Below are 16,892 nucleotides of genomic sequence, written 5' to 3'. Positions count from 1 at the left end.
GGCGACTTTGTCTCAGATCGCAATAATGCGTTATTCGACACCTGAATCCTTGTCAGAGCGGCGGCAGCCGCCGCCTGACCGGCTGGGATTTGACGATGGACGAACTGGTCTCCGCCATATCGGTAATCCGCTCGAGAATATGGTCCAGGTGTTCGATGGAGCGGAGGTACAGCCGTCCGATAAAGCAGTCGTCCCCGGTCACCTTGTCGCATTCGCCGAATTCGGGAATCGATTCGATCAGCTTCTGCACCTGCTGGAGCTTCCCCGGCAGCGGCCGGATGCGGACGATGGCCTGCATCGGGTAGCCGAGCGTGCGCGGTTCGGCATCCACGGTAAAGGCGCGGATCACCCCGCGCTCCTCCAGCCGCCGCAGCCGCTCCGACGCCGCCGGCGACGACAGCCCCACCTGCTCCGCCAGCGCCTTCACCGGCATGCGCGCGTCCTGCTGGAGCAGCGCCAGGATACGGCGGTCCAGATCGTCGATCGACATAGGAAATTTCCCCCTTTTGCCTAATTAAGTAAGGAATATAGGCGACTTGCCTACATTCCGGCATGGGCAGCGGGCGGACGACCTCGTAAACTGCCTAGCCTCGATAGGAGGATTCGCAGTGGACGAGCGCAAACGCGGGATGATGGAAATGGTGGCGGCGATGGTCATCTCCGGCACCATCGGCTGGCTGGTGGTGGTGTCGGGCCGCCCGGTGACGCAGGTGGTGTTCTGGCGCTGCGCGTTCGGCGCGGCCGTGCTGCTGGCGGTCTGCGCCGCCAAGGGCTACCTCAAGCCGGGCACGCTGAACCGCCGCCAGTTGCTGCTCGCGGTGGCGGGCGGCGTGGCCATCGTCGCCAACTGGCTGCTGCTGTTTTCGGCCTACGCGGGGGCGTCCATCTCGATTGCCACGGCGGTCTACAACACCCAGCCGTTCATGCTGGTGGCGCTCGGCGCGGTGTTCCTGCGCGAGCGGCTCACACTGGCCAAGCTCGGCTGGCTGCTGCTGTCCTTCGGCGGCATGCTGCTGATCGTGCAGGCCAAGCCCGGCGCCGGCGCGCCGCACGGCGACTACCTGGTCGGCATCCTGCTGGCGCTGGGCGCGGCGTTCTGCTACGCGCTGGCCGCGATGTTTGCGAAACAGCTCAAAGGCACGCCGCCGCATCTGATCGCCCTGATCCATGTGATCGTCGGCACCGTGATGCTGCTGCCGATGGCGGTGTCGTCTGATTTGCCGTCCGGCCTCGTGCCGTGGGCCACGCTGACCACCATGGGCGTGGTCCATACCGGCCTGATGTACATCCTGCTCTACGGCGCGATTCAGAAATTGCCTACGCACCTGACCGGCGCGCTGTCCTTCATCTATCCGATCGTCGCCATCCTGGTGGACCGGGTGGCGTTCGGCCACCAGTTGCACCCGACCCAGTTGGTCGGGGCGACGCTGATCCTGCTGGCCGCCGCCGGCATGACGCTGGGCTGGCCATGGCGCAAGCCGGCAGCAATGGTGGAGGTGGAGGGCAAGTCCTCAACGTGAGGCGGGGTCCGGCGCGCCGATGCGGTCGAGCGCCGCGAGCACGTCCGGCGCCAGCGCCAGCGTGGCTGCCTGCAGGTTTTCGCGCAGATGGCCGACCGACGAGGTGCCCGGGATCAGCAGGATATTGGGCGACCGGTGCAGCAGCCAGGCCAGCGCCACCTGCATCGGCGTAGCGCCCAGCGAGCGCGCGATATCCGCCAGCGCCGTGGACTGGATCGGCGAAAACCCACCCAGCGGGAAGAACGGCGTGTAAGCGATGCCCTGCCGCGCCAGATCGTCGATCAGCGCCTCGTCGTGCCGGTGCACGAGGTTGTACTGGTTCTGCACGCAGACGATCTTCGTGATGCGCTGCGCCTCCGCCACCTGCGTGGCAGTGACATTGCTCAGACCGATGTGGCGAATCAGGCCCTTTTTCTGGAGTTCGGCCAGCGCCACCACCTGCCGCTCCAGCGATCCTTCGGACGGCGCGTGGATATCGCCCATCGCCCGCAGATTGACGACATCCAGCGCCTCCAGCCCCAGGTTGCGCAGGTTGTCGTGCACGCCGCGCGCGAGGTCTTCCGGCTCCAGCGCCGGAATCCAGGCGGCATCCGCGCCGCGCACCGCGCCCAGCTTGGTCACGATCAGCAGATCGTCCGGATACGGGTGCAGCGCCTCGCGAATCAGCTGGTTAGTGATATGCGGGCCGTAGTAATCGCTGGTGTCGATATGGTTCACGCCCAGCGCCACGGCCTCGCGCAGGACGGCGATGGCGGCGTCGCGGTCCTTCGGCGGGCCGAATACGCCGGGGCCGGCCAGTTGCATCGCGCCGTAGCCGAGGCGGCGAATGGTCCGACCGGCCAGCGAAAAGGTGTTCAGGGGTTGGGATGCCGACATGACGCGCTCCTTGGAAGTGGGTGAAGCGAGTATGAGAGCGATTGCGCTGTTCGATAATCCCATCTAGATTGCACAGGTTGTTCAATAATCTGCACAGTCCGTGCCATTGCTGCGATGGAATTCAACGACCTTGCCGCCTTTGTTTCAGTCGCCCGCGCGGGCGGGTTCCGGGATGCTGCACGGATCGGCGGGGTATCCGCATCGAGCCTGAGCATTGCCGTGCGCCGGCTGGAAGCGCGGCTCGGCCTGCGGCTGCTGAACCGCACCACGCGCAGCGTGGCGGCGACCGAAGCCGGGCTGCGCCTGCTGGAGAAGCTGACGCCGCTGTTCAGCGAGATGGAAGCCTCGCTCGACGTGCTGAACCTGTTCCGCGACAAACCCACCGGCACGCTCCGGCTCAACGTGCCGTCGAGCGTGGCCACGCTGGAGCTGACCGCGCTGCTGCCCCGCTTTCTTGAGACTTATCCCGATATCCGCGTCGAGGTGATCGTCGAGGACAGCTTTGTCGATCTGCTGACGATTGGCTGCGACGCCGGCATCCGCTATGACGAGCGGCTGGAGCAGGACATGATCGCCGTGCCGATTGGCGCGCGCGTGCAGCGCTTTGCGACGGCTGCGGCGCCGTCCTATCTGGATCGGCACGGCCGGCCCAGCCATCCGCGCGAACTCCTCGGCCATGCCTGCCTGCGCGGCCAGTTCGCGGGCGGCGCGATGCCGCCGTGGATCTTCGAGCGCGATGGCGAGGTCGTGACGCTGGACCCGCCCGGCCCGCTGGTCGTGAAGCCGGCCGCCGCCTTCCACCTCGCCTTCGAGATCGCCCTGGCGGGCGGCGGCGTGGTCCATTTCTTCGAGGGCGGCCTGCGCCGCTACCTCGACAGCGGCGCGCTGGAGCCCATCCTGGAGCCGTGGTGGCAGACGTTCTCCGGACCGTTCCTCTACTACCCCGGCCATCGCCACGTGCCCGCGCCGCTGCGCGCTTTTATCGATTTCGTGAAGGCGGCGTAAATCAGAACGGCGCCGCCAAGGTCAGCCGCACGCCCTGCTGCAATCCGCCCATGCCGAACATCACGTTGTAGTCCAGCCCGAAGCGCATCGAGCGGGTGCGCAGCTTGGCGCCCAGACCCACCTGCACGCGGTCGCGACCGTACGGCGAGCCGTTCACGGTGTAGGCCGGCCCGGCGCCGGCCAGGTCGGCATAAGCCAGCCCGGCCCCGCTCTGGCCGTTGAAGTCATGCTGGAATTCGACCCGCGCGAACGGCAGGAACAGGCCCCAGCGCGTGGGCTGCGCGTACTCGGTGCGCAGGCCCAGCGTGCCGGACACCGCGGTCACGGTCTGCCCGAAGTAGGTCAGCGAACTGAAGCCGGCGCCCGTTTCCGAATACCGGTCGAGCGTGCTTTCCGAGACCGACAGGCGGCCGTAGGGCGACACCAGCCACGCCGAGTCGCGGTACTCGTAGCCGGTGGAGACCGAGGCGAAGACCTGATGCCCGTCGCGGCTGCCATAGGCGAAGGCGCTTTCGTCGCCCACCCAGCGGCGCGAATCGAAATTCAGCGAGCCGTAGCCGGCCACCCCGTCGATAAACAGCGAGGGCTTCGGGCGATAGCTGCCGTAGAGCGCCACGCTGAAGGCGTCGGCCTTGCTTTGCGTGCCGGAGGCCCCGACGTCCGTCGAATCGCGCCCGTAGCCAAAGCCGAGGCCGAGCGTGAATTCGTCCGAGAACCGGTAGTCCGCGCCGGCGGTCACGCCGCCCGTGGTGAAGCGGAAGCCGGACCGTTGCGCCGTGGTGTTGGCGAAGCCGAAGTCCACCGTGCCGGCGGTCCAGAAGGCCAGGCGGATATCGTCGTTGTCCGGCGTCGACGCGGCGCCGGCATTCGGCAGGTCTGGTGCGGTGCCCTCGCCGGTCCCATCGCCGGCGCCGGCTTCGGCGGCCACCGCGGCCTCGCGCGATCCCGCTCCCCTATCCATCCCACCGCGCCGGCCCGTGTCGGCCAGCCGGCTCGCGGGCAGCACGCCGCGCAGGCAGGCATCGCGCGCGGTCAGGTTCTGCTCGGACTCGCAGCGCCGCGTATCGCCCTCGGTGCGCGGCATCTGCACCGTGATCTGGTTGCCAGACGGCGCCCGGCCCTTGCCGTGCAACTGCTCCAGACGCTGGTTGTAATTGCTGAGCTGCGCCGTCGCAAAGCGGCGCGCGGCCTGGATCTGGGCGTTGATCAGGCCCGAGACGTCCGGGTCGGTCGACGGATCGCGGCGCGCGGCCACGCTCAGCTCGAGCACCGCTGGCGACGAGGTGGCGATGGCATTGCTCAGCGTGTAGGTCACCACGGCGGCGCCCGAGAACGCGGCAGCCGGCGTGAACGTCACCGTGTAGCCGGCGGCGGCAGCCACCTGCTTGTCCGCGCTGGCGGGGCTCTTGGCCGCGCTGGCGGCCACGGTGGCACTGCCGGCGTTGGCCGGCGTCACCGAGACGATGGTCACGCCCGTGAACGGGCCACCCGTGGCGCCCTCGGTCACGTCCACGCTGACCGGCCGGTTGGCGAGGGTCGAGAGCTGCCGCTGGGCCACCGCGATCGGCACCGCGTTCACGGTGACGGTGACCGTCACCGGCGCCGAGGCCCCGGCGCTATTGTTCAGCGCGTAGGCGAACGTCACCGCGCCCGAGGTGGTCGGCGTGGGGGTGTAGACAATGTCCAGCCCATTGACGACCACGCTGCCACTGGCCGGCGGCGTGGTGATCGTCACGCCCGAGAACGGCGCGCCCGTGGCGTTGGCGGCGGCATGGATCGTCACTGGTCCGTTGGAGGCCGTGGTCACCGCCACCGGCGGCGCTGTGGGAATCGTCTGCGCCGTGGCCAGCGTGAAGCTGCGGGTGGTGGTGAATGGCGCGCCCACCCCCGTGCTGCTGTCCATGATCTTCACGGTGAAGGTGGAGGCACCCGGCGTGGTCGGGGTACCGCTCAGCACACCAGTGCTCGGGTTCAACGACAATCCGGGCGGCAGCGTGCCGGCCGAGATGCTGAAGGTGTAGGGTGCGACACCACCGGCACCGGTCAGCGTCTGGCTGTAGGCGGTGCCGAGGGTCGGCGTGGGTAGCGTGGCGGGCGACAGCGTCAGCGTGGGCGTTCCCACGATCAGCGTGTAGGGCCGGCTGCCCGTGTATGGGCCGCCGCCGGTGCTGCTGTCCGTGGCGGTTACGGTGACGTTGAAGGCGCCACTCGCTGTCGGCGTCCCCGACAGCAAGCCCGCCGGGGACAGCGTTACGCCAGCCGGCAGCGCCCCGCTGGTCACGGCATAGGTATACGGCGCCGTGCCCCCACCTGCCGTCAGGACCTGGTTGTAGGGCGCACCCACGGTGCCGTTTGGCACGGCCGTCGGACTCATGGTCACCATCGGCACGCCGACGGTCATCACGTAGCTCTGCGTAGTCGAGAAGCCTGCGGTGTCGGTCGCGGTGATGCTGAAAGCGACAGCGCCGCCCCCGGTTGGCGTGCCCGCTAACACCCCACTCGGGCTTAGCGCCAGCCCGGACGGGAGCGTACCGCTCGTCACGGCATAGCTGTACGGCGCGGTCCCGCCGCTTGTCGACATGGTCTGGCTGTAGGCGATGGCGACCACGGGAGTCGGCAAGGTGCTCGGACTCATCGAGAGGGTTGGCGGAAGGACCGACAACGTCAGCGGACTGCTCGTCTTGGAGAACGGGCCGACACCTGTGCTGCTGTCGGTCGCTTTGACCGTGAAGACGTAGGTGCCGGCGCTCGTGGCCGTGCCGGCCAGCGTACCGTTGGAGGCGAGGCTGATCCCAGACGGCAGTGCGCCTGAGGCGAGCGTATAGGTGTACGGCGCGGCGCCGCCGGACGCCATGGCCAGCGACTGGCTGTACGGCACGCCTGCGGTGGCGGCGGTTGGCGAGGGCAGCGCATAGCTGATCGTCGGCGCCGAAACCGTGACCGTGACCGTGGCCGGCGCCGAGGTACCCGCCCCGTTCGTCGCCGTGTAGGTGAAGCTGTCCGGGCCGGCATAGCCGGCAGTGGGCGTATAGGTGATCGTCGTGCCCGACGGCGTAGCGGTGCCATGGGAGGCCCCCGTCGCCACCGCGACGCTGGTGGCCGCGCCGCCGGTCAGATTCAGCGTGATCGGGTTGTTGGTGCTCCCGTAGGCCACCGTGGCGGATACCGCCCCCGCCGTGGGCAGCGTGACATAGGTGAACCTGTCTGCGGCGCTGATGGCGCTGGTGCCGTCTGCCGTGGTCACGGTCACATCGACCGTGCCGGCGGCCCCGGGGGGCGCTGTGGCGGTGATATTCGTCGAACTGCCCACGACGAAGCTGGCCGAGGTCGCGCCGAACCTGACGTCGGGTATGCCTGTGAAATCGGTCCCGATGATCGTCACAATCGTGCCGCCGGCGGCGGATCCGCTGGAAGGGCTGATCGACGTCACCGTGGGCGGCACCGCCCATGCCAGTTGCGCGACAGCCATCAGCCACAGCGCCAGGATCGTTCCCAGCCATCGCCGGAAGACCCTCGCCATGCCCGTGGAACCTGCGCGCGCCACCCCTGCGGCGCCGTGCTGGCAACCGCCTCGTTTTTTGTTGTTTTGCACCCGATTTCTCCCGCAACCCCGCTTTTATTTAGGGGGCTGTTCTTTTTTCAGACCGGGCAGACCATAAGCGAAAGTGGCGCCTACGGCATCCCCCCTATTGGGTACTGTCGCCCGTGCAGCGGCCGCTTTGTCTATTTTTCACAACGGACTCGCCCATCAAAAATTCCTGAAAATTCCTCTTGAAATGAGATCGATTCCCATTTACACTGCTTTCACTGTCTGACGAACGGCACCGCCGGCGCAGACAAAACAGTTTTCAGGGCGTGGCAGCAATGCGGCGCCTGTTACCGACTTTTGTGGGGACCGCTCCGACACACGGAGCGTTTGGTAGTAGCCAGTCGCAGGAAGATCGGGAAAACATCCAGACCCCGTTTTCCCGATCGCGTCATCCTGCGACAAGCCAGGCCACCTTTTTATTCCGCGCGCCGTCAGGCACGGCGCGCCGCCCGGGACGGGCTGCCAGTCTGCGTCGTCCGGCCCGGGTGCTTCTCGCCTGATTTCCAGCACGCCTCGGCCGGTGGGCCATCGATACCTCGATACCCGCGCCCACCGCCTTCGGAATCCTCGTGGAGTCAACTAACTGAGCGCACCCCGCCCGGTGCGAGCCGCCGCATGTCCCTGTCATCCGTGAAGTCCAGCCCTACCCCTCTCCAACGCGCCGGCCTCAAAGCCACGTCGCCCCGCATGCATGTGCTGGAGGCGTTCCGGCGCAGCGACCGCCGCCACCTGAGCGCGGAAGATGTCTACCGGATCCTGCTGGCGCAGGAAGTGGATGCGGGCCTGTCCACGGTCTATCGCGTGCTGAACCAGCTGGTGCAGGCCAATATCCTCCTGCGGCACACGTTCGAAGCCGACCACGCCGTGTTCGAACTGAACGAAGGCGGCCACCATGACCACCTGATCTGCGTGAGCTGCGGGGTGGTGGAGGAATTCCGTGACGAGGGGATCGAGCAACGCCAGCGCAAGGTGGCGGCCGAGAATGATTTCGAGTTGCGCGAGCACATGCTGGTGCTCTATGGCCTGTGCCCGGCCTGCCAGGTGGTGCCGGGAAGCGAGTAATCGGCCGGGCAGAAGTGCCGGCCGGATCTCTTACAGAATTGGCCGATTCTGTTACAAATGTGCGTGAATAGTAATACGCCAGATGGGTAGAGTGGAGTCATAACCTCTCACCCCCTGGTGAATACTATGAACAAGCGTCCCCTTTCCCTGCTGGTTTTCGTCGCTGGCGCCGCCGCGCTGGCAGCTTCCACTGCCGCCATGGCGCGCGTCGATATCGACGTCAACCTCGGCGCGCCGGCCCCGGTCTACGTGGCACCCGCTCCCGTCTATGTCGAGCCCCGTCCGGCCCCGGTCTACATGCCGCCGCCGCCGGTGGTCTATCGTCCGGCGCCGGTGGTGGTGGCGCCGGTCGTGATCGGCTGGCATGGCGATCGCTACTGGGATGGCGGCCGCTGGTATGACCGCCGCCAGTACCAGGCGTGGCATCGTCACGACAACGGCCATGGCTATGGGTATGGCCGCGACCGTCACGATGACCATCGCGGCCATGACGACCACCGCGACCATGGTGACCGTGGCGACCACCGCCACTAAGTCAGACCAATAAGCCAGTCGTCAGGAGCTTGCCGCAGCGGGCTTGACCGCCGGCGCGGCCGGCTTCAGCACCAGCCAGACCGCCGCGCCGATCAGCAGCATTCCGGCGGCATGCGCCCACGACAGCGTCTCGCCCAGGAACATCCAGCCCCAGACGATGCCGAACGGCGGAATCAGGAAGGTCACCGTCAGCGACCGCACCGGGCCCAGATCCGCCACCAGCCGGAAATACAGCACGTAGGCGATGGCCGTGCAGACCATGCCGAGGCCGAGCATGGCCGCCCACACGCCCAGGCCAGCGGCCGGCAGCGTGTTCTCGCGCACCAGCGCGGCCAGACTGAACGGCAGCAGGAACAGCGTCGCGCCGACCATGCTGCCCGCCGCCACGAGCCGGTTATCCAGGCCGCCGCGCGCGGTGATCCAGCGGCGCGTCAGGAAGCCGGCCAGCCCGTAGCACGAGGTCGCCACCAGGCAGGCCAGCGCGCCGAGCAACACGTCATGCGAGAACACCACCGGGCCAGTGCGCGTGAGCACCGCCACCCCGGCCAGCCCGATCAGCACCCCCATCCCCTTGGCGCGCGTCAGCTTCTCGGCGAAGAACAGACTGCCGATCAGCACGCCCATCAGCGGCGTCATGGCGTTGAAAATGGCCGAATAGCCCGCCGGCAGCCACAGCGCAGCCACCGAATACATCACGAACGGGATACCCGAGTTGATGATGCCCAGCGCGATCACCGGGCGCCACTTGCCCTGCATATCCCATTTCACTTTCATCAGCATCAGGCAGGCCGCCAGCGTGACGGCACCGATCAGCACGCGGAAGAACGCTGTCGGCAGCGGCCCCAGCACCGGCGCGCCGATGCGCACGAACAGGAAACTGGCGCCCCAGATGGCGGACAGCGACAGCAGACGAATCAGGTCGGAGGGTTTCATGGGCTTCGTGAGAAGCAACGATTCGGGCGCCTGCCGCGAAACCGTTGCGCATTGGATACAAAACGACGAAAAATCGATCGATATGCCCCGTGCCGTAGGTTGATTGAACAACACGACGCGCGACACCGTACTGCCATTACACCGCGCCCGACGGCAGGCTGCGCGCTGGAATCGGACCTGATCCTGACCACGAAAATGGCCAAAGAACACGCGCTAAAAGTCGCAAAGTCTGCCCAAAAGTGGGGCAAAGATCACCATTGTTGCGGAATCGCCGCAGAATCGCTTTCGGATGCCTTTCATACCTACCCCCCATATGTGGGGAGCCCTAGCACAGGGCGTGACATCGCGTATTCGATTCCGCTAAACTCTGTTCTGCGCCAGAGTTAATTGACCCCTCCGACGCATTCCCGACAAGCCGCCAGGCAACCCTGGCGGCTTCTTTTTTTTCTGCCGTCGGAAAGCGCCTATCGTATGCGACTTCGGCATCTCTTGGGCAGCGCCGCAGCGCGCGCGGTAAAATCCGCGTCAACCGCCAGTCCCCCCTTTGCGTTGCCTGCCTCATGAAACGACAGTTCCTCGGCTTGTTAGCCCGCGTCTACGTCTTGCAATTCGCCATGGAGGTGCCCGCCACCGTGGCCATGCTTGCAGAAATGCTGATGGAGTACGGATTCCAGGTGGATATCGGCACGGTGCGGCCTTTGCTGCGCGCGTTGCAGATGGATGGGTATCTGGAAAGTGTATTGCGCGACGGTATCGGGCGGGTCTACCAACTGACCGAACAGGGACGCGAGGAACTGGCGAGCAGCCGGCTGCGCATCGACGAACTGTACCGCCGGCTCCATTCGCCCAACGGCGAGGACGCGGCGGCGTCCATCGTCAACGGCTGAGCCCCGACTGATCCCCAGACAAGACAAACCCGGCTGTGCGCCTGAGCGCCAGCCGGGTTTTTTCATGGCCACAGCGAACCTGAAGCGTACCCGTTTCTGCGGCGCCGGATGGGTGCCGGAGGGGCCTCAGGCGACGCGCGAGAAGCCGTCTCCGGCCAGCAGCAGGTCGCGCAGCGCGTTCAGCCCCAGCGGTTGGGAGAACAGGAAACCCTGCACCGCGTCGCAGCCCTCGCCACGCAGGAAATCCAGCTGCGCGGTCGACTCCACACCTTCCGCCACCACGTGCAGGTGCAGTTGATGGCCGAGCGCGATGATGGCGGCCGCCACCGCGCGGTCGTGGCCGGGCACGGCCAGGTCATCGACAAATGACTTGTCGATCTTGAGCTTGCTGATCGGCAGCCGCGTCAGGTAGCCCAGGCCCGAATAACCCGTGCCGAAGTCGTCGATGGACACACTCACGCCCAACTGGCGCACGCGCCGGAACGACTCGATCGTGGTCTCGCCGCCATCCACGAGAATGCCTTCGGTGACCTCGATGGTCAGGCTCGGGGCCGGCAGGCTGGCCGCCTGGAGGCAGCGCGCGACGGTCTCCGGGAAGTCCGCCCGGCGCAGTTGCAAGGGCGAGATGTTCACCGCCACGTCGATGTCGCGGCCCAGTTCGTTGCGCAGGGTCTGGATGTCGCGGCATGCGGTGGCCAGCGTCCACTCGCCCAGCGCGTCGATCATCCCGCACTGCTCGGCAATCGGGATGAATTCGGATGGCTGCATCACGCCGCGCTCGGGGGTTTCCCAGGCGATCAGCGCCTCCACGCCCACCACGTTCAGCGTGGCGAGGTCGACGATGGGCTGGTAGCGCAGCCGGAATTCCTGTTCGGCCAGCGCGCGGCGCAGCAGCGCCTCGATCGTGAAGCGGGTCAGCGAAGCCTCGGCCATCTCGCTCGCAAAGCGCCGCAGCTGCGCCCGGCCGCCGCGCTTGGCCGCGTACATGGCCGAATCGGCGGATTTCAGGAGGTCGGTCAGCGTCTCGCCATCGTCGGGATAGATCGCCATGCCGAGCGAAGGCGTCACCCGCAGCGGCTGCCCGGCCAGGTGCCCGGCCAGCTGCAAGCCTTCGGAGACGCGCGCCAGGATCTTGGCCGCCGTCAGTTCGGCCTCGCTGTCATGGCGCAGGCCGCCCAGCACCACGGCGAATTCGTCGCCGCCCATGCGTGCCACCACGTCGCGCGGCTGCACCGTGCCGCGCAGGCGCTGGGCAATCGTGCGCAATACGTCGTCGCCCACCGGGTGCCCGAGGGTTTCGTTGATGTGCTTGAAGTGGTCGAGGTCGAGCAGCAGTAGCGCCACGCGCTCGCCATGGCGGCGCGCATCGTCGAGGACGGCCTCGGTGCGGCTGTGCAGCGCGGCGCGGTTCAGCAGCCCGGTCAGCGCATCGTGCTGCGCCAGATGGCGGATGTACTCGTCCACGCGGCGGCGTTCGGTCTGGTCCTGCGTCGCCTGGGCCTGGGTCACCTGCCCGGACGCCCGGCGGCTCCACCAAGCCCGCGCCGCCCAGCCCGCCAAAGCGCCGCCCGCTGCAACCAGCAGCCAGGGCAGAACGGGCAACCACGCGGACAAAGTCATGAAGGCAGGATAAAAGACGGTGGAAAATGGCGCCGGCTCCCCCTCGTTTGGGGGGCAATTTCGACACGCCGGCCGCACTATACCGTGCCGGCCCAACGGCGCACAGTGCTTCCGCACACACATGCGCGGGCCGCCAGCAGAAATGCGCGGCCGTTGTCAACGCCGTTTCCCCCGGCTGACTCAAACGGGTGATGCGTGATAGGTTCCCCCCGCTGCCGCACCCCCGGAATCAGGCACGGGAAGTGCGTGAGCAGCATTGTTTTCCACTCCCGCGCGCCCTCGCCCTCCGTATTGCCCGCGTTTGTCAGCATGCCCCGCATCCAACCCTCCCTGAAGGCGCGCATCGCGCTGATCACCACGGTGCTCGCCGCCGTGCTGGGGACGGGCATCGTACTCGGCTCGCTCTATTACGCGCACCGGGACCTGGAGGACGCCCTCCAGAACCAGCAGGACTCCATCGTCAAGCTTTCTGCCGACCAGCTCGACACGGCCATGGACGACCGCATCGTGATGCTGGCCCATATGGCACCGCAGATCGGCGCGGTGCTGGAGGGCGCACACGGCCGGGCTCGGGAGGACGTGCGCGCCGACCTGCTCGACGTCATCGGCAAGACCATCCCGGTGCCGGCGGCGTTCAATTCGGTGGTGGTGACCGATGCCACGGGCAGCGTGCTGACATCCTCCGGCCCGCCGATCGAGGTGTCCGACCGCGACTACTTCCGCGAGGCGGTGCGCACGCTGAACCCGGTGGTGGCCGCGCCGATCCACGCGCGCGTCGATGGCACGATTGGCGTGCTGGTGGCGATGCCGGTGGTCTCGGCGTCGAAGCAGTTCCTCGGCCTGGTGGGCGGCTGGCTCGATCTGTCGCGCTCGAACTTCCTGGTCGAGATCGCGCGTAGCCGGCTGGGTAGCACCGGGTTCTACTGTCTGGTGTCAGCGGGTGCCAAGCCGGTCTACGTGCAGCATCCGGACACCCGCCAGGCCCGCCAGCCGGCCCGCGCCGTGGGCGACACCTGCGGCGAGACGGACCAGACTGCGACGTTCGAATTCCTGATGCCGGAACGGCCCGTGATCGCGCGCTACCTGATGTCCACCACGGGCTGGGAGTTGATCGCCGTGCTGCCCGCGCGCGAGGCCTACGCGCCCTTGCGCCAGATGCAGCGACGCTTCCTGATGATGGCGGGGCTGGTGCTGGGCGGCGTGGCGCTGGCGATCTGGCTGGCGGTGCGGCGGCTGCTCATGCCGCTGTCGCGGCTGCATCAGGTGGTGCAGGCCAGCGCCGACGACGCCGACGCCTTCGAGCGCCTGCCCCGCCGCCCCCAGCGCGATGAAATCGGCGACGTAACGCGCGCGTTCATCCGCCTGATGCGCGATGTGCGCCAGCGCGGCCAGCAACTGGCGCGCAGCGAGCGCCGGCTGCGCGCGGTCACGGACAACCTGCCTTCGCTGCTGGCCTTTGTCGACAACGACGAGCGCTACGTCTTCAACAACATCGCCTACGAGCAGGCATTCGGCATGCCGGTGGAGGCGATCCGGGGCAAGACTGTGCGGGAGCTGCTGGGCGAGGAGCGCTACGCGCTGGCGCGCCCCTTCCTGCAACAGGCGCTGGCGGGCGCGGTGATCACGTTCGAGAGCGAATACCGCACGCCGCAGCCGCACTGGATGGAAATGAGCTACCGCCCCGAATGGAGCGAGGACGGCAAGCAGGTGGTGGGGGTGCACATCCACGTGCAGGACATCACCCAGCGCAAGCTGGAGCACCAGCGGCTGGCGCGGATCTCCCAAACCGATCACCTGACGCAGCTCGAGAACCGGAGCGCCTTCGAGAGCCAGCTCCACGCGGCCATGGCGCGCAGCCGTGATGAGAATAGTCTGATAGCGCTGCTGTTCCTCGACATGGACCGCTTCAAGGCGGTGAACGACGCGCACGGCCATGCCACGGGCGACATGCTGCTGCAGTCGTTCGCCCTGCGCGTGCGCCGCTGCGTGCGCGACCAGGACCACGTCGCACGGCTGGGCGGCGATGAATTCGCGGTCATCCTGGAAGACATCCCCTCGCCCGCCACGGCCCAGCGCATTGCCGAGTCCATCCTGGACTCCATCGGCCAGCGCTTTTACTTCGACGGCGTGATGGCCGATGTGGACGTCAGCATCGGCGTGGCGCTCTATCGCGGCAGCCCGATGACGGACGAGACGCTCAAGCGCATGGCGGACGCGCTGCTCTACCGCGCCAAGGCGCTCGGCCGGGGCCGCTACGAGATTGGCCCGGCGGAGCTGATGGCGCTGGAAGCCTGACGCCCTGAAGGGGCATCACCGGCGGACTTTCGGCGCTGAAAGCGCCACCCGCCCGGGGGCTCAGTGCTTGGTCGAGTCGTCGGACGCGTCCGATGCCTGCGGCGCGGCCTCGTCGAACGGCACGTGCCGGCCATCGGCCGACTGGTAGCCCAGCCGCGCGCTCTCGCCCATCATCCGCTCGTAGGCCAGCATGGCCTCGGCCACCGCCTGGGGTTCGCCCTTGAATACGACTACATCGTTGCCGCAGCTCGGGCACTCGCCGCCGAATACGGCGTCGATGCCGCGCAGGCCGGGGGCCGGAATCGCATCGAAATTGGTGAACGAGGTCTTGCACGCGCCGCAGACCAGTTGTGCGGGCCGCAGGGCGTCGATTCGTGCCTGCGCCTGCTGCGCCCGTTCCTCGGGCGTGCCCCGCCGTTTTGCTTCACCCATGATGCCGTCCTTTCTCGCAGCTTATCGCTGCCAATTTGCAACTTCTTCACGCTTCTCCGGCCATTCAAATCGATGGACCGGAACTATCCAACGCTGACGGCGCCGAACCTGAGGCGGCCATTGTAGACCACGCCACATTGCGGCAGGACGCCGAGGCGCCTGCTATTGTGGATAACGGTTGCTGGTTGTCGACCACCCACCCCCAAGGAGGACACCCGATGATTCGACCCACAGTGCGAGAGAATTTTGACCGGTATGCCGACTGTATCGCCGCCTGCAATGCCTGTGCGGCCGCCAGCCTGAAGTGCGCGGCCGCCTGCCTCGAGGAGCAAGACGCCCGGAAGATGACCCGCTGCATCGCCCTGGACATGGACTGCGCCGGCATCTGCACCCTCGCCGCCTCCTACATGCTGCGCAATAGCGAATTTGCTCCCCTCGTCTGTGAAGACTGCGCCGAAGTGTGTAAATGGTGCAAGGAAGAATGTGAACGACATGACCATTGGCACTGCCAGGAATGCGCCGCGGCGTGCCAGGCCTGCATGGAAATGTGCCTCAAGATGACCGCCTGACCCGCCGGCATCGACAGCAATCTCCACGGCAATCTAACCGCCTGACGGCGAAAGGGGCTTCAGCGCGAATGTGACGCGGGAAGGCTATGCTAGCAGTCCTGCCTGATCCTGCAGCCTTCCCTCAAGGAGTCCGTCCATGTCCGCCAAGCCCGCAAACCCCTCGTCAGCCACCCGCCTCGAAAAAGACAGCCTCGGGGATGTGGCCGTGCCGGCCGATCATCTCTGGGGCGCCCAGACCGAGCGCTCCCGCCAGAATTTCCGCATCGGCACTGAGAAGATGCCCCCGGCGCTGATCGAGGCGTTCGCCGTGCTCAAGCTCTGCGCGGCCCGTGCGAATCGCGACCTGGGCGTGCTGAAGCCCGAGATTGCCGAAGCCATCGAGCAGGCCGCCGAGGAAGTCATCGCCGGCAAGTGGCCGGCCGAGTTCCCGCTCTCGGTCTGGCAGACCGGCTCGGGCACGCAGACCAACATGAACCTCAACGAGGTGATCTCCAACCGCGCCATCCAGCTGCTGGGCGGCGAGGTCGGCAGCAAGAAACCGGTTCACCCGAACGACCACGTCAACGCGAGCCAGTCGTCCAACGACAGCTTTCCCACGGCGATGCACATCGCCGCCACGCGCGCTATCCAGCAGACCCTGCTCCCCTCGCTCGAAAAACTGCAACAAACCTTCGCAAAGAAGGTGGAAGCGTTTGCCGACATCGTGAAGGTGGGCCGCACGCACCTGCAGGACGCGGTGCCGCTGACCCTCGGCCAGGAATTTTCCGGCTACATGACGCAGGTGGCGGACGCGCAATCGCGCCTGCAACAGGCCATGCTGCGCGCGATGCCGGTGGCGCAGGGCGGCACCGCCGTCGGCACCGGCCTGAACGCGCCCCCGGGATTCGCCGCCGCGTTTGCCCGCTCGCTGGCCGGCTACACCGGCCTGCCGTTCGAGCCCGCGGCGAACCGCTTCGCGCTCCAGGCCGCCCATGACGCGCTGGTCGATCTGTCGGGCGCGCTGAACACCACGGCGTCGTCGTTCCTGAAGATCGCGCGGGACTTCATGCTGCTCGGCTCAGGCCCGCGCGCCGGGTTTGCCGAACTGCAACTGCCGGCCAACGAACCCGGTTCGTCGATCATGCCCGGCAAGGTCAACCCGACCCAGGCCGAAGCCCTCGCCATGGTCTGCTGCCGCATCATCGGCAACCATACGACGGTGACGCTGGCCAACAGCCTCGGCACGCTCGAACTCAACGCCTACAAGCCGGTGATCGTCTATAGCCTGTTGCAGTCTGTGGTACTGCTGGCCGACGCAGCGTCGAGCTTCGCCGAACACATGGTGGAAGGCGTGGAGCCCGACCGCGCGCGCATCCAGGAACTGCTCGAACGCTCCCTGATGTCCGTGACCGCGCTGAACCCGCATATCGGCTACGACAAAGCCGCCGAAATCGCCAAGCTGGCCGTGAAGAAAAACCTGTCCCTGCGCGAGGCCGCCATCGCCTCCGGCCACGTCACCGAGGAACAGTTCGGCCAGTGGATCGACTTCAAGGGGATGACGAAGGAGGTGTGAGCGCCCGGCTGGAAGGCG

The 16,892-nt window shown here is 67.0% G+C and carries 14 protein-coding genes; 8 read left to right on the top strand and 6 right to left on the bottom strand.

The window, feature by feature from the left end; all coding sequences use genetic code 11:
- Positions 1-52 precede the first annotated feature (52 nt).
- A complete protein-coding gene (locus AC1DFU_RS04100; protein WP_092294129.1) occupies positions 53-490 on the bottom strand; it encodes an Lrp/AsnC family transcriptional regulator in 438 nt (145 codons plus the stop codon).
- 118 nt (positions 491-608) lie between these two features.
- Between AC1DFU_RS04100 and AC1DFU_RS04095 the strand changes: the two genes are divergently transcribed.
- The gene (locus AC1DFU_RS04095; protein WP_441591202.1) at positions 609-1,520 is read left to right on the top strand and encodes a DMT family transporter; all 912 of its coding nucleotides are present in this window, start codon (positions 609-611) and stop codon (positions 1,518-1,520) included.
- Here the strand turns inward: AC1DFU_RS04095 and AC1DFU_RS04090 are convergent.
- A complete protein-coding gene (locus AC1DFU_RS04090; RefSeq protein WP_441591201.1) occupies positions 1,512-2,396 on the bottom strand; it encodes an aldo/keto reductase family oxidoreductase in 885 nt (294 codons plus the stop codon). The two genes, AC1DFU_RS04095 and AC1DFU_RS04090, sit on opposite strands and share 9 nt — an antisense overlap.
- Positions 2,397-2,510: 114 nt before the next feature.
- Between AC1DFU_RS04090 and AC1DFU_RS04085 the strand changes: the two genes are divergently transcribed.
- On the top strand, positions 2,511-3,401 hold the full coding sequence (locus tag AC1DFU_RS04085; protein ID WP_092294135.1) for a LysR family transcriptional regulator: 891 nt from the start codon (positions 2,511-2,513) through the stop codon (positions 3,399-3,401).
- Position 3,402: 1 nt separating this feature from the next.
- Here the strand turns inward: AC1DFU_RS04085 and AC1DFU_RS04080 are convergent, their stop codons facing one another.
- Entirely contained in the window at positions 3,403-6,921 is a 3,519-nt protein-coding gene (locus AC1DFU_RS04080; RefSeq protein WP_441591200.1) for an autotransporter domain-containing protein, read from the bottom strand.
- Positions 6,922-7,605: 684 nt separating this feature from the next.
- On the opposite strand from AC1DFU_RS04080, the gene fur reads away from it, so the two are divergent.
- Both fur and AC1DFU_RS04070 read left to right on the top strand, forming a co-directional pair.
- A complete protein-coding gene (fur, locus tag AC1DFU_RS04075; protein ID WP_092294139.1) occupies positions 7,606-8,052 on the top strand; it encodes a ferric iron uptake transcriptional regulator in 447 nt (148 codons plus the stop codon).
- Positions 8,053-8,178: 126 nt separating this feature from the next.
- Positions 8,179-8,586 (top strand): PXPV repeat protein, encoded by a 408-nt coding sequence (locus AC1DFU_RS04070; protein WP_092294141.1) that lies wholly within the window; start codon positions 8,179-8,181, stop codon positions 8,584-8,586.
- A 21-nt stretch (positions 8,587-8,607) separates the two neighbouring features.
- Here AC1DFU_RS04070 and AC1DFU_RS04065 read toward each other — a convergent pair whose 3' ends face one another.
- The gene (locus AC1DFU_RS04065; RefSeq protein WP_441591199.1) at positions 8,608-9,519 is read right to left on the bottom strand and encodes a DMT family transporter; all 912 of its coding nucleotides are present in this window, start codon (positions 9,517-9,519) and stop codon (positions 8,608-8,610) included.
- Positions 9,520-10,079: 560 nt separating this feature from the next.
- Here AC1DFU_RS04065 and AC1DFU_RS04060 point away from each other — a divergent pair.
- Positions 10,080-10,406, top strand: coding sequence for a PadR family transcriptional regulator (locus AC1DFU_RS04060; protein WP_092294144.1), 327 nt, complete (start codon positions 10,080-10,082; stop codon positions 10,404-10,406).
- Positions 10,407-10,532: 126 nt separating this feature from the next.
- On the opposite strand, the gene AC1DFU_RS04055 is transcribed toward AC1DFU_RS04060, so the two are convergent.
- Positions 10,533-12,026 (bottom strand): putative bifunctional diguanylate cyclase/phosphodiesterase, encoded by a 1,494-nt coding sequence (locus AC1DFU_RS04055; protein WP_092294146.1) that lies wholly within the window; start codon positions 12,024-12,026, stop codon positions 10,533-10,535.
- A gap of 309 nt (positions 12,027-12,335) precedes the next feature.
- On the opposite strand from AC1DFU_RS04055, the gene AC1DFU_RS04050 reads away from it, so the two are divergent.
- Positions 12,336-14,321 (top strand): sensor domain-containing diguanylate cyclase, encoded by a 1,986-nt coding sequence (locus AC1DFU_RS04050; protein ID WP_441591198.1) that lies wholly within the window; start codon positions 12,336-12,338, stop codon positions 14,319-14,321.
- A 60-nt stretch (positions 14,322-14,381) separates the two neighbouring features.
- On the opposite strand, the gene AC1DFU_RS04045 is transcribed toward AC1DFU_RS04050, so the two are convergent.
- Positions 14,382-14,753: a hypothetical protein gene (locus tag AC1DFU_RS04045; RefSeq protein WP_092294150.1), complete on the bottom strand. Its 372-nt coding sequence runs from the start codon at positions 14,751-14,753 to the stop codon at positions 14,382-14,384.
- A gap of 218 nt (positions 14,754-14,971) precedes the next feature.
- Here AC1DFU_RS04045 and AC1DFU_RS04040 point away from each other — a divergent pair, with 218 nt between their 5' ends.
- Both AC1DFU_RS04040 and fumC read left to right on the top strand, forming a co-directional pair.
- Positions 14,972-15,322, top strand: a complete 351-nt coding sequence (locus tag AC1DFU_RS04040; RefSeq protein WP_092294152.1) for a four-helix bundle copper-binding protein — start codon at positions 14,972-14,974, stop codon at positions 15,320-15,322.
- Positions 15,323-15,458: 136 nt separating this feature from the next.
- Entirely contained in the window at positions 15,459-16,874 is a 1,416-nt protein-coding gene (gene fumC, locus AC1DFU_RS04035) for a class II fumarate hydratase (RefSeq protein ID WP_441591197.1), read from the top strand.
- Positions 16,875-16,892 lie beyond the last annotated feature (18 nt).

The sequence above is a fragment of the Cupriavidus sp. 10L45 genome, assembly GCF_056395225.1.
This window is presented reverse-complemented; position numbering and strand designations above follow the sequence as displayed.